At 47.0% G+C, this 13,638-nt stretch carries 12 protein-coding genes and 1 riboswitch; of the genes, 3 read left to right on the forward strand and 9 right to left on the reverse strand.

Going from position 1 to position 13,638, the window contains the following annotated elements:
• Positions 1–56: 56 nt before the first annotated feature.
• Positions 57–1,907 carry a phosphomethylpyrimidine synthase ThiC gene (thiC, locus tag OEU88_RS12425; protein WP_262695501.1) on the reverse strand — a complete coding sequence of 617 codons (1,851 nt, stop codon included), beginning with the start codon at positions 1,905–1,907 and terminating at the stop codon, positions 57–59.
• A riboswitch (TPP riboswitch) is annotated at positions 1,905–2,035 on the reverse strand. (Overlaps the previous gene by 3 nt.)
• Positions 2,036–2,314: 279 nt before the next feature.
• On the opposite strand from thiC, the gene OEU88_RS12430 reads away from it, so the two are divergent.
• Positions 2,315–3,085 (forward strand): class I SAM-dependent methyltransferase, encoded by a 771-nt coding sequence (locus OEU88_RS12430; protein WP_262695502.1) that lies wholly within the window; start codon positions 2,315–2,317, stop codon positions 3,083–3,085.
• Between the two features lie 67 nt (positions 3,086–3,152).
• On the opposite strand, the gene OEU88_RS12435 is transcribed toward OEU88_RS12430, so the two are convergent.
• The 8 genes from OEU88_RS12435 to OEU88_RS12470 all read right to left on the reverse strand — a co-directional run bounded on the left by OEU88_RS12435 (position 3,153) and on the right by OEU88_RS12470 (position 9,870).
• Positions 3,153–3,845 (reverse strand): MBL fold metallo-hydrolase, encoded by a 693-nt coding sequence (locus OEU88_RS12435; RefSeq protein ID WP_262695503.1) that lies wholly within the window; start codon positions 3,843–3,845, stop codon positions 3,153–3,155.
• A 115-nt stretch (positions 3,846–3,960) separates the two neighbouring features.
• A complete protein-coding gene (locus tag OEU88_RS12440; RefSeq protein WP_262695504.1) occupies positions 3,961–4,848 on the reverse strand; it encodes a hypothetical protein in 888 nt (295 codons plus the stop codon).
• Complete coding sequence (locus OEU88_RS12445) at positions 4,849–5,727, reverse strand: sulfotransferase domain-containing protein (protein ID WP_262695505.1); 879 nt, start codon at positions 5,725–5,727, stop codon at positions 4,849–4,851. It lies immediately after the preceding gene.
• Positions 5,728–5,820: 93 nt separating this feature from the next.
• The gene (rpsD, locus tag OEU88_RS12450; RefSeq protein ID WP_262695506.1) at positions 5,821–6,432 is read right to left on the reverse strand and encodes a 30S ribosomal protein S4; all 612 of its coding nucleotides are present in this window, start codon (positions 6,430–6,432) and stop codon (positions 5,821–5,823) included.
• 200 nt (positions 6,433–6,632) lie between these two features.
• The gene (locus OEU88_RS12455; RefSeq protein WP_262695507.1) at positions 6,633–7,979 is read right to left on the reverse strand and encodes a tetratricopeptide repeat protein; all 1,347 of its coding nucleotides are present in this window, start codon (positions 7,977–7,979) and stop codon (positions 6,633–6,635) included.
• 115 nt (positions 7,980–8,094) lie between these two features.
• Positions 8,095–8,343, reverse strand: a complete 249-nt coding sequence (nrtS, locus tag OEU88_RS12460; RefSeq protein WP_262695508.1) for a nitrate/nitrite transporter NrtS — start codon at positions 8,341–8,343, stop codon at positions 8,095–8,097.
• Complete coding sequence (locus OEU88_RS12465; RefSeq protein ID WP_262695509.1) at positions 8,336–9,220, reverse strand: NAD(P)-dependent oxidoreductase; 885 nt, start codon at positions 9,218–9,220, stop codon at positions 8,336–8,338. Before OEU88_RS12465 ends, nrtS begins: the two co-directional genes overlap by 8 nt.
• A gap of 116 nt (positions 9,221–9,336) precedes the next feature.
• Complete coding sequence (locus OEU88_RS12470; RefSeq protein ID WP_262695510.1) at positions 9,337–9,870, reverse strand: YHS domain-containing (seleno)protein; 534 nt, start codon at positions 9,868–9,870, stop codon at positions 9,337–9,339.
• Positions 9,871–10,069: 199 nt separating this feature from the next.
• Between OEU88_RS12470 and OEU88_RS12475 the strand changes: the two genes are divergently transcribed.
• Both OEU88_RS12475 and OEU88_RS12480 read left to right on the forward strand, forming a co-directional pair.
• Complete coding sequence (locus OEU88_RS12475) at positions 10,070–12,517, forward strand: penicillin acylase family protein (RefSeq protein WP_262695511.1); 2,448 nt, start codon at positions 10,070–10,072, stop codon at positions 12,515–12,517.
• Positions 12,518–12,624: 107 nt separating this feature from the next.
• Positions 12,625–13,548, forward strand: coding sequence for a flagellar motor protein MotB (locus tag OEU88_RS12480; protein WP_262695512.1), 924 nt, complete (start codon positions 12,625–12,627; stop codon positions 13,546–13,548).
• Positions 13,549–13,638: the final 90 nt, after the last annotated feature.

Here is a 13,638-nt window from a genome sequence, read left to right on the forward strand (position 1 = left end):
AGCTGAGGCATATATGCCTCAGCTTTCAGGTTAGCTAGTTATTGTATTATGCGCAACTACTCCGCAGCGGCAACCTCTTCTGCCACCTCGTCAGCTGGCAAATATAGCTCAGAACCGCGTTTTTTAAACTCTTCGCTCATGCGCTTCATGCCTGTTTCCGCCTCTTCTTTTTTGGCAGCGAACTCACGCACCTCTGCGGTGATTTTCATTGAGCAGAACTTGGGCCCACACATGGAGCAGAAATGCGCCACCTTGTGTGCTTCTTTCGGCAAGGTCTGATCGTGGAAATCACGCGCGCGCTCTGGGTCGAGAGACAAGTTAAACTGATCTTCCCAGCGGAACTCATACCGCGCACGCGACAACGCGTCATCACGTAACTGGCTCGCCGGATGGCCTTTCGCCAAATCAGCGGCGTGGGCGGCCAGCTTGTAGGTAATCACACCCTCTTTAACATCGTTACGGTCCGGCAGACCCAGATGTTCTTTCGGTGTCACGTAACACAGCATGGCAGTGCCGTACCAACCGATTTGCGCAGCACCAATCGCAGATGTAATGTGGTCATAGCCCGGTGCGATGTCTGTTGTAAGGGGGCCAAGCGTATAGAAGGGCGCTTCGTCACAGTGCTTAAGCTGTAAGTCCATGTTTTCCTTGATCTTGTGCATTGGCACATGACCCGGCCCCTCGATGAACACCTGCACGTCATGCTTCCATGCAATTTTGGTAAGCTCACCCAGCGTGATCAGCTCTGCAAACTGTGCTTCATCATTAGCATCACCAATTGAACCGGGGCGGAAACCATCACCAAGGCTGAAGGCCACATCGTATTTTTTCAGGATTTCACAGATATCCTCAAAGTGCGTGTAGAGGAAGCTTTCCTTGTGGTGCGCAAGGCACCATTTTGCCATGATGGAACCACCGCGCGACACGATACCTGTGATGCGCTTGGCTGTCATGTGGATGAACGGCAGGCGCACACCCGCATGGATAGTGAAATAGTCAACACCCTGCTCACACTGCTCAATCAATGTGTCGCGGTACACTTCCCATGTCAGGTCCTCGGCGACGCCGTCGACTTTCTCAAGCGCTTGGTAAATAGGCACAGTGCCGATGGGCACAGGTGAGTTGCGGATGATCCATTCGCGTGTATTGTGAATGTTACGGCCTGTAGACAGATCCATCACCGTGTCTGCGCCCCAGCGTGTCGCCCACACCATTTTGTCCACCTCTTCCGAGATAGACGATGTGACAGCGCTGTTGCCGATGTTGGCGTTAATTTTCACAAGGAAATTACGGCCAATAATCATTGGTTCGCTTTCCGGGTGATTTACGTTGTTAACGAGCACAGCGCGGCCGCGTGCGATTTCATCACGGACAAATTCAGCGGTGATATAATCAGGGATTTCTGCACCAAAGCTTTCACCGTCCCGCTCCAGTTTTTCGGCTTGCGCCTTGCGGCCAATGTTTTCGCGAACAGCGACAAATTCCATTTCAGGTGTGATGATGCCTTTACGTGCATAGTGCAGTTGGGTCACGTTCATGCCTTCTTTGGCACGCAATGGCTGCTTTTTCACTGGGAATTCAGGCGCCAGGTATTTCTCACCAGTATTGCCGTTGTCTTCAGGCTTAATTTCACGGCCTTCGTAGCGTTCAACATCACCCCGCTCCAAAATCCATTCACGGCGCAGTTCAGGCAAGCCTTCATAAATATCAATTTTAGCACTTGGTTCTGAATATGGGCCAGAGGTGTCATACACACGCACCGGTACTTCGTTCGCAGAAGGATGTAGGTGGATTTCCCGCATTGGTACGCGCACATTGTCCATGTTTTCGGACTTCACATATATTTTTTTGGACCCTGGCAGTGCACCAGTGGTGATTTTAAACTCAGTATTTGGATTATCGGGCATGATAGTGGCTCCTGTCCCTACGCTGGCGTCAACCAGATCAGGTTCGAAGGGTCTTTGACGCGGCAATGCCGTGTCAAACTCTCAGCCATTGTTTGCGGAATTGCAAACTGGCTCCCCTCGGAACGGTTAAATTGAAGACGACAGACTAAGCCCAGACCCGAGCGGGCGCAAGCTGTTTCGAATGATAAATAACGCTCCTAAAGGCTGCCGCCTTGAACAACTTTCTGTGAACAGAACAAGGCCATATTTTAGATGTTATCTGGTTAAACCATTATAAGAAATATGCTTTCCCGTGTTTATCACAATAGTGATCTGTCGCTATGTCCAAAGTTGATGTTGTGGGCCATCAAGCCAAGGCATAGCCTATTAATGTGAGCTTATAATATTACAGTAGAGGGAGAGACATCATGAACCACCAGAGTTATAACAGAGTGAAAACCGCACTTATTACCGGCGCAGCTTGCCTGACCATGGGCTTTGCGGCAGTTGCTGATGGCCACGTTGCCAAAATCATCGAAAAACTGGACCGCCCAGAGGCAGAAGTTGCTCGCGATGCAGGGCGCAAACCTGCTGAAGTGATGGAGTTTTTGGGCGTTAAGCCCGGCATGACCATATGGGATCATGCATCATCAAGCGGATACTACAGCGCACTGTTTGCTGGCGTTGTTGGACCTGAAGGCAAGGTGTATGCACAAAACAGCGAACGTGGCTGGGAGCGCGGAAAAGCAACTCTTGAACCACGCTATGCAGCAATGCCGAATGTGGAAGCATTTGTTGGCCAGATCACTGATTTTGATGGCCCAGATGCCAGTGTAGACATGCTGTTTACCGGGTTGATCTATCACCATATGCACTATAACGAGAACACAGGCGATGCGACACCGGATGCCTCCAAGGAATTCTATGCAAAAGCAATGTCTATGCTGAAACCTGGCGGGACTTATGTGATCATTGAACACCAAGCACCAGACGGCACACCGCGTGCTCAAAGTGCTGCATGGCACCGCGCATCACTTGCTAACGCAATAGCTGACCTAACAGCTGCAGGCTTTGAATATGTTGGAAATTCTAATGTGCTCGCTAATCCTGATGACCCGCAGAACATCCATTTCCGTGAGTTAACAAGTGGCCGTGACACAAGCCAGCGGATGGTGGCTAAATTCCGTAAGCCGCGATAAGAAAACGGCTTTGAACATTCAGATCAAGGGCTGCAGATAGAATTCTGCGGCCCTTTTTTTACCAATATTACTGACCGCAGCGCAGGTTGGAAGGAACAGCAACATCAAGGTTTTTAGGGTTGGGTAAATTTAGGCCATTCATCAACGCCACGTAATCCTGAACATTTGATACCTGCAGGCGCGGATTATGTATCTTTTCTGCACCAATGGTGCTGCTGGTACGCCCCTTATAATCATGCCCCGGATAGACGATGGTATCATCAGGCAAGACAAGAAGCTTTTTTGTTAAGCTGTAATATTGAGCCTCTGGGTCGCCATTTTGAAAATCAGTGCGTCCAGTACCGCCAATCAATAAGGTATCACCTGTAAAAACCATTGTTTTATCTTTATTTTCAATCATATAGCAGCAGCTTTCAGCTGTATGGCCTGGTGTTTCGATCGTTTTCAGGCGCTGGGCACCAAAATGCAGACTGTCACCATCCTTCAGCATAATGTCTGCACATGTTACGGGCGCATGTTGTCCGATTGCCAACTGAGCGCCAAACCGTTTTTTTAAAGCAGAAGCCGCCGTTACATGGTCTGCATGAACATGTGTTTCAATTGAATACAAAAGAGCAAGATCGTGACTATCCAGAAAACTCACATATTGATCATACTGCGTAATAACAGGATCAATAATAAGCGCTTCCTGCGCCTCGAGGTCAGCTACTATGTATGTGTAGCTATCCGTTTCAGGGTCACGCACTTGTTGAATTAGCATGAAAAACTCCGTATACAAAAAATATGCGGAGTAAATACTATATTCAGAGATGAATGAATACAATTAAACTAGCTGTAAAGATTAATTGAGAAATTACCTAAGCACAATATAGCCTCTATCGCTGATTGTCCGGATACCAAATTTGGAAGTCACGGTAATCAAGCGTAAATTCTCTGCTTGTCATCACATCTGCGCCCAATATCAACAGCAATGCATCACCAGAACTCGCGTTATCGCTTACGTTTAGTTTTGATGTAACAACCTCAATATCACCTAGTGCCCAACCACCAATTTTAAAATCTGGCAACAATTGTGTGGGTATAACAGTTGTAGTGGCATTGATGCCTGTCATAACATCAGCAAAACCACCGCGCTTCTTACGGGCAGGCAAGCCCTGCTTCAACGCACTGTATGCCTTCAAATCCAGCATTGAATGGCTAACACTGGACGCAAACAACACATCAAGCATCACACCCATGTATTCAACCTGAACAATGATGCCGCCGTACCGGTTATTGCGCCCATTGATAATATGCCATCCTTGAGAAGCAAAATTACCAGCATGAGCGTGCAGGCCAACAATTTGCGATGCCGGATTAATATGAACCAGCTGTTCACCAAATGCATCGAAACCAATGACGCCTGCCACCGCCGACTTCTCATTAAAAATAGTGACATAGCGATCAAGAATTGGGCGATTAGCTAACGTCATCTTCGGTAAGCCACCCATTGGAAGCTTTACCTCACCTGTAATAGAGAATTCCTCCAGAACCGATCGCCGGAAGCGCTTTATGTTTAGCGCATCTAAGTTACCGTCCCTGACCCCAATTCGCCGCGACGATGTAGCAAGCAAGTAGTTATAAACTTGGTCGCCAAAGTGAACCGGTACAAGAATTCGCCCATGTTCATCCTTCTTGTAAGTTACATCGGCAGCAAAAGCGTTTGCAAAACTCAGAACAGCAACACAAAAACCAAATACAATAATACGGAAACCTACAAACACTTATACGGCCTTTCGCAACGCATCATATGTTTCAAAACCAAGCTTAGGCGTGATAATTTCCGACCAACGAGCATCAAGCATATTGATCGTCTCAGCGCTAAGGCCCTGTTTGGCGCTGCCAACATGACCGATGCTCACTTTCGTAGCGCCAACATCTTTTGGTAAGCCAAGTGCAGTGTTTCGCGCCTGCGGAACGAGATGATCATCAAACTGCGGCTCATGATCCTTCATGAACTTAAAAGAAGCCTGCTTGATCGCAATTTCCGCAGTATCCGGGCAGTTAATAAAATTTGCTATTTTACCGACCACTGACTGCAAGTCAGCTTTCATATCTTCAAAGCTGGTGACTAACACATTTTCATGGTCTTTTACTTGCCACCAACTGAGCAAATATGCCCAATAGCTACCATAAAGATAATCGCCTAGAAAAACTTCCTGAACAAACTCATCAACGGAAACCGTACCGGGTTCAATCAGCCAGCCGTTCATGAAATTATAAAACGAGAGCGCCACATCCTTAGGGTCACGCATAACCCATATATAACGCGCACCTTTGGGCACAGTGTCATACGTGTGATGCACCTTGAAGGCGCGAAAGGCACCTTTTTGCGGCGCGTTTAAGTCAATGCCTAAATCATATGCCATTTCTATCCACGGAACAGCCTCAGTAATTTCACCGAAGTCCATATCACCGTTTGTGCGTAAGCCGTGCACTATTTGCTGCATCCAAGTGGTGCCGCATTTAGGAAATGTAGCGATAATTACATCTGAGGGTCTTGGCACAAATGTATCGGCGTAAGCATGACCAGCCTCACTAACGAACTTTGGCCGCTTCTCAAGATATTCATCAACGCTTGTTGCACGTCTTAGTTCTTTCATCATTTTTCCAATAAAAAACCGCCCAGCACCAAAAGTACTGAGCGGTTCTGAATTTGTCTAGCAGCCAATCCTAAACAGGATCGGCGCTGAAGATTAGCGTGAGTAAAACTCGACAACCAGATTAGGTTCCATAATCACAGCGTACGGAACTTCGTCCAGTGTTGGAACACGTACATATGTTGCCTTGAAACCATCAACGCTGATGTACTCAGGGTGTTCACGCTCTGGGCTTTGACCTGCTTCGATAACCATTGGAATAGCACGTGATTTTTCGCGCACTTCAACAACGTCACCAGCTTTTAGTAGGCGTGAAGGAATATTACAACGCTTGCCGTTTACAAGAACGTGGCCGTGGTTCACGAACTGACGTGCACCAAATACAGTCGGTACAAACTTGGAACGGTAAACAACCGCATCCAAACGACATTCTAGAATACCGATCAAGTTTTCACCAGTATCACCTTTGCGGCGATCAGCTTCTGCATAATAACGGCGGAATTGTTTTTCAGTGATGTTACCGTAGTAACCTTTCAGTTTTTGCTTAGCGCGTAACTGAATACCAAAATCAGACAGTTTACCTTTACGGCGCTGACCATGTTGGCCTGGGCCATAGTCACGGTTATTCACTGGGGACTTGGCGCGGCCCCAAATGTTTTCGCCCATACGGCGGTCGATCTTGTATTTCGCTTGAATACGCTTGGACATGCGAATCGCTCCTTTTAAGCTGGCGCCACGAGCGTGTGCGGTCCGTAGTCAGTGCACTGTGTTGCTCGCGCGGACAGAAGCGTTATTGCCCTGTCCATTCATTAATGATGCGGGATTTATAGGTGCCGGATGCGAAAGTCAAACGAATTATGCAAGATAATCCACATTAAAACGCAGCAAACTGGGGTTTAATGAAGTTTTTATTGGCTTTCACTGTCAAGGGCTGCAATAGCCTGCTTAACAGTAATATTATCAGGGTTAATCAACAGCGCAGCCTCAAAGCTGCTGCGCGCGCGAACATTATCACCATTGCCGAGCAAAACCTCACCCAAAACCTGATGAAATCTATCGTCTTTCTGGTTCAATGCCACCAAACCCTCAAGCCATGCCACGATGTTATCGTGCTCAATATGGCTTTGCCTATACAGTTCCAGATAAACCACAAGCGCATGAAAATTATCAGGCTGTTCAACAAGCGCACTATTAAGCTCTCGCTTGGCTAATTCATAATTCCCTAGTTGCTGTGCCAACCTGCCCTCAGCAAGGTGCAATCGCGCACGCAACTTCTGACGTTCCAACCCCATTGCATTGAATGTGGCTGCTATCGCATTAATTGTTTCTGGCTTCCAGGAAGCTTCGGAATTTTTCTGGTCTTTAGGACTCGGCGTCTCCAACTTTAAGCCATAAGCCTCGCGCAAGTACTTTATACCATCAGCAAATTCTACTGCCCGCCCATCAACAACAGCTGTATCAATCTTGAAGCGCTCACCAGGAATGCCCGTGAAATCAAGGTGTGAGGCACGCATCGGATTCCAGCGCCCGTCTTCATATGCCGGGAATTGCCGATTGATTGAGTCTGCAATCAAAAACGCTTCATGGCTCAGACTTTGGTTTTCACTATATACTTCCATACGGGAAAGAAGTGCATCAGAGATACCTACCGCTTCAGCAAAATCAGCAACTGCGTCACCATTTTTCAAGTATCTTCTATCAAATTCGCGCACATCCATATTCTCAACACCAAATGCATTTGCAAATTTCTTCGATACGTTCGGCGCATAAAACTTGTAGTCGGCATAATTATCCTCAACAGGAATGCCAACTTTTACACGCTGTTGATACGAAGACGTTATTTGACTGAGAGGATGACGAATATAATAGATGACTTTCACTTCCTCAGCGAACTGCTTGAGGTAAGTAAAAAGCTCATGACAGGCTGCTTTGGATGTGCTCGGGAAGAACTCTGACGACAAAATCAAGTTCTCACACTTGCTTTCTCTGGCATCCTGCTCAAAACGTGTCATCTCAGCTTTGTGATATTCATCAATCACAGCACGCGTAAGCCGGCCTCTCTTTTTATGAAAAATCATTTCCTCAGGATTATCCCTGAAGCGAGAAGCCAGAAAAACATGGTTAGACGCATTTGCTGGATAGAAGAAACCGGCTTCTTTAAGATGTGCCCGGTTATTGAACAACGTATACTGAATGCTCGACGTACCCGTCTTGGGAGCACCGATATGCAAAAAGCATGTCTTGAATAAAGTCATTCAATATATTCCGTCTTATAACCAAGTATGGACGACTGGTTAGAGTTTATAATGTCGCCATCAACGATGTCGCTAGCCAATATATTAGAAGAAATTCAGCATAAAAGGCACACAATCAATCTGTATTGGGTTTGTTAAATTCCAGATACGCCATAACAGCCGAGTAACTGGAAACACAATAGGGCACCATGTAGGTTAATATAACTTTCAAAACATCAAAAGGCGCATCTCCCGAAACGGCCTCCCATTGATTGATAGTCACAAGAACGGTGCCTACAATCAACCCGACACGTGTAGCTCGACGTACAGTTGCGCGCGCAGTCAACAGCTCCCATACGGATGGATCATGATCACCTTTATCCACGGAAACGCCTGATCAAGCTTGATGTGTCATTACGATTGCCGCCCATGTTTTGGACATCGCCGTAGAATTGGTCCACCAACGCTGTCACAGGCAGTGAAACGCCGAGACTTTTTGCCTCATTTAAAACGATATCCAAATCCTTACGCATCCAGTCGACAGCAAACCCAAAATCAAAACTACCGTCAATCATTGTGACAGCACGATTGTCCATTTGCCAGCTTTGTGCTGCTCCTTTGCTGATCACATCAACAACGGCGTTAGCGTCTAACCCTGCCTCCATCGCAAAATGGAGCGCTTCTGCTAACCCTTGCACAACTCCCGCAATGCAAATCTGGTTAACCATCTTGGTTTGCTGACCAGACCCTACTTCACCAAGCAATTTGATAGATTTTGCATATGCATTAATAATGGGTTCAACAGCATCAAAATAGCGGGGTTCACCGCCGCACATAACCGTCAAAGCACCATTAACCGCACCGGCTTCTCCACCCGAAACTGGCGCATCAACAAACCCAATGTTATGTTTTGCGGCAGCAGATGCCATGCTCCGCGCACACTCTGCAGAGGCCGTGGTATGATCAACAAAAATACTACCGCTTTTCATTGCAGCAAACGCGCCTTCATCACCGACACAAACTTCGGCAACATCTTTGTCTGCGCCCACACAAGCAAAAACAACGTCTGCATCAGCTACTGCCCCAGCCGGCGTTGGCGCAGCAAACAATTCAACGCCATCACATTCTGAATACTGCTCAATCCACTGTTCGGCTTTAGTAATGGTTCGGTTGTAAACGCTGACATTATGTCCCGCTTGCGCCAAATGTCCCGCCATGGGGTATCCCATGACACCCAAACCAAGAAATGCAACATTTGCCATAACAACCTCCACCAATTCCACGTACGCCCAAAAACATCAATAACGATTGGCTCTGATCACTAAGCGAGGCCTGTCATCTTGTCCAGCAAGGATATGAAAAGAGTTGCAAGTAACGCTTAAAATTTTGCCTTTACACCAAACAAATCTTTCGCTTCCAGTTCCCAGCGTTTGTCGGCAACCACACGAAATTTCAAGCTATTTGTTTTCCACATTTCAAGTTTGGTTTGATTTTCAAACAAGAACAATTTCCCGTCTTCTACCGCAAAGGCCGATGGGTCAGCTTGCACCCGCAGGTGTTCAGCCATGGCAAAAGCACAGTGTCCTGCATATTGCGGTGCGTATTTTTTAGGGTTCTCGGCAAACCGGCTCCGGCTTTCCAATGTTACAAAGTGATAAACTTGCCCTTCATAGGTATAGCTGATCGATGTATCACCTTGCCTTGGCACGCCGCCTGCGAAATATAGTGTTGGGTCAAATCCACCCATGGCGATTTCCACAATGTCGCGGTGATTATCAGAAACCGTTTCAAAATTCACATTTTCAGCAATTAGAGCCGCATCTACACCGCTGATGTCCCGGGCTAAAGCTGGGGACATTATAGAAGTAGCAAGCCCGACCAGCGCAAAACCTTTTGCAATTTCTCTTTTCATGATTCCATTCCTTTATCTGATTTAATTAAACCTTAGAGCAAGAAGCAAAGAAATGGTGTCACGTCCCATAACTAAAGGGTGACGGTGACGTTACTGACTAGACGCATCAGTCCAGAAAAGGTATCCATCATTCAGGTTAATACTGAAAAAGCGGCTGTATTGTTGATATTGAGACAATCACGAACAAGTTAGGGATATTATGCGCACTATCAAATTCTGGTTAATTTTCATTGGCTCATTACTATTGACGTTTGCAATCATAGCTTTCGGCTGGATGAAAAGTAGCCTCCCCGAGATTGATGGTACATTCTACCTTGATGGCCCAAGTGCAGAAATAATTGTTGCCCGGGATCAGCGCGGTGTCCCTCATATAGATGCAGCCAATGAGCAAGACTTGGCATTTGCAGCTGGCTATGTTCATGCTCAGGACCGCTTGTGGCAAATGGAAATGAATCGCCGCATTGGTCACGGACGTGTTGCAGAAGTTTTAGGTGAAGCCGGGCTTGGATTTGACCGCTATTTTAGGACACTTGGTTTTACGCACCGTGCCCAAAGCGCCCTTGATCATCTACCCGCTGATGTAACGGACAACCTTGAGAAATACGCTGACGGTGTAAATGCTTATTTAAATGAGCATAAAGGCGCATTACCGCCAGAATTTCTGCTAACAGGCATTACACCTGAACCATGGAAAACAATAGACACACTAGTCTGGCAAAAGATGATGTGGCTGGATCTCTCAGGTAACGCGCGCCAAGAACTAGCTCGCGCACGCTTACTCACGAAACTAACTCCGGCGCAAGTCGCGAGCATATATGCACCTTACCCGGGCGACAGCGCGCTACCTCTGCCGGAACTAAAAGACATATTTTCCGCCAGCCCTATCGCTGCCGCCGCTTTGGCAATGGGTCCTGAAAAACCTGCTGGTTATGGCTCCAACAATTGGGTTGTTGACGGCACTCATACAGAAAGTGGCATGCCGCTACTGGCAAATGACCCTCACCTTGGCCTTACAACACCTTCAATCTGGTACTTGATGCGCCTACATAATCGCTCAAACGGTGAAAATGTTGTTGGTGTGACTTTCCCTGGGTCACCCTCGATTGTATTGGGGCGTAATGATAAGATTTCTTGGGGCTTTACCAATACCGCGCCTGATATCATGGACCTTTACATTGAAAAAGTGGTCGGTGAAGACAGCTATCTTACGCCAACGGGGACAGCACGATTCAAAACCAGAACTGAAACAATTCTTATTCGCGGCGGCGCCCGAGAAGAACTGGTCGTGCGAGAGACTCGCCATGGTCCCGTTGTTTCTGACATATACACAGGCTCTAAAGACATCCTGGACGACGATCATGTTATTGCATTGCAGTGGACGGCGCTAATGGACCGTGATGATGGTGTCGTTGGTTTGCAAAAATTAGGTGCAGCAATAGATTTTGCATCGTTTCAAGCAGCCGGCAGTTTTTATGCAGGCCCACAGCAAAATATGATTTATGCAGATACCGACGGTAATATTGGTTATTATGCACCGGGTATGGTGCCTGTGCGTCATCCTGATAACCAAATTGGCGGGCGTCTACCCTCGCCAGGTTGGGATGCAACATATGACTGGCAAGGTTTCATCCCTTACAATGAATTACCAACACGTTTTAACCCTGATGGCGGCGTGATCGCGACAGCTAACGAGAAGATTGTCGACGACAATTATCCTCATTTTATCACAGGTGATTGGGCTTTACCTTATCGTGGCAACCGCATTCGTCATCAACTAGCAAGTGTTGAGAAACATACGTTAGGTACTTTCGGTGAACTACACAGCGATGTCGTTTCCGATATGGCTCGAGATATTATGCCCTGGCTTTTAAGTGCCGTTCAAGACAGCACGCACAAAACCATGCTCGCAGACTGGAATGGCGCAATGAATGCAGACGCGGCGGAGCCATTGATTTTTTACACATGGATTCGCCATTATCAGAAACTATTGGTGAGTGACGAATTAGGTGATCTTTATTCAAACTACACTGGTCACAGGCCTCGGTTAGTCAAATCATCACTTTACTGGTCACAAACCAAGGGAGAAAACAACGATGACTGGAACACGGGCTATTATGCTCTACCGGTGTTAGATCAAGATATCTCTCTAAGTTGGTGTGATGATGTGACAACTAATGACAGTTCAGAAACATGTACTGAGCTGGCTAATCAGGCAATGAACACGGCCATTGCTGAACTGAGTACGCGCTACGGAAACGACGCTAATGCATGGCAATGGGGTGCAGAGCACCTGCTGTTCCAAAGCCACCGTCCAATGAGCCAGATACCCGGCATGAAAGGTATTTATGAACTTGCTGCTCCTGTACCAGGGGGGCGTTTCACCGTTAATGTAGGCGGCGTCAGTCAAAACCCTAATACAATGAACCATTCAACTTATGGCCCAAGTTACCGTGGTATTTTCGATATGTCCGACCCAGACAAGTCTCTTTATGTTCAACCTACTGGTCAATCAGGTAATCCGTTTTCCGATCACTACGGCGACATGTTCCAGACATGGCTTGATGTTGATTACTTTACTATTCCGACAGCAACCACTGTACCTGAAAATGTGACGGCCATTATGACATTACGGCCCCGAAATGAATGAGGTAACGCTTATTTCATTATGAAACCGGTATAAACACCGACAATTTCAACTACTTGTTAACCTTCTCGGGCGATAAATAATCACCCGAAATCAAACGAGTATACACATTGGCTGGCGACGACGAAAAACCTAGACCGATTATCAAAAAGATAAAGAAGGTCGAAGGAGGTGGACACCATGGTGGCGCCTGGAAAGTTGCCTATGCTGATTTTGCAACTGCAATGATGGCATTTTTCATGCTTTTATGGCTGTTGAATGTTGCACCGCCAGAAACTCTTGCTGGTCTTGCTGATTACTTTGCGCCAACAACAGCGGCAGTCTCAGGGCGTTCAGGTGTTGATGCTATCAATGCGCCAACCGAAGACTCCGTTGGCTCAAACCCCTCACCTGCTGTGCTTATCTCCAATCCCGGCCCTCCGCAATCTGGACCGACAAGCGGCGACAATGAAGGCGCCGACAGCGAGGGTGGTGGTGACCCTACTATTCAGGATGTAATTGCAGAAGCTAACCGTATTCGAGAGCAAGAGGATGTTGCTTTTGAGCAAATGCAGGAAAGACTAAGACTTGCTATCCAGCAATCTCCAACGCTTTCGGAACTGCAGGACCAGTTAATACTGGAAGTAACAGAAGACGGCATGAAAATTCAACTTCATGACAAAGATCGCCGCGCCATGTTCAGAAAAGGCTCAGACGAATTATACAATTATGCGCGTGATCTCTTATCTGAAATTGGCCGCTCTGTTCAAGACCTCCCTAACCGCATCACTATTCAGGGTCATACTGATGGTGGCTCATTCACCGGTTCAAATGGAAGTACAAACTGGGAGTTGAGCGCAGACCGCGCCAATTCAGCACGCCGTGTATTAGATACATCTGGCGTCACAGAAGATCGTTTCTTTGAAGTTATCGGCAAAGCAGGTACCGACCCGCTATATCCTGATCAACCAACACGCACTGAAAACCGCCGTATTACAATTCTTGTTTTACGCGAAGCACCTGTTGTGCCACCTAACCTCACAGGCGGCAACTAGCCTTATTGCCCTCCTAACCATTCAATACTTATTCAATGTATAAATGAACTTCTGCCAAGTTGTATCTGCAAATGATTGTGACTTGCCCAT

The organism is Kordiimonas aquimaris (assembly GCF_025574485.1).
GTDB lineage: Bacteria > Pseudomonadota > Alphaproteobacteria > Sphingomonadales > Kordiimonadaceae > Kordiimonas > Kordiimonas aquimaris.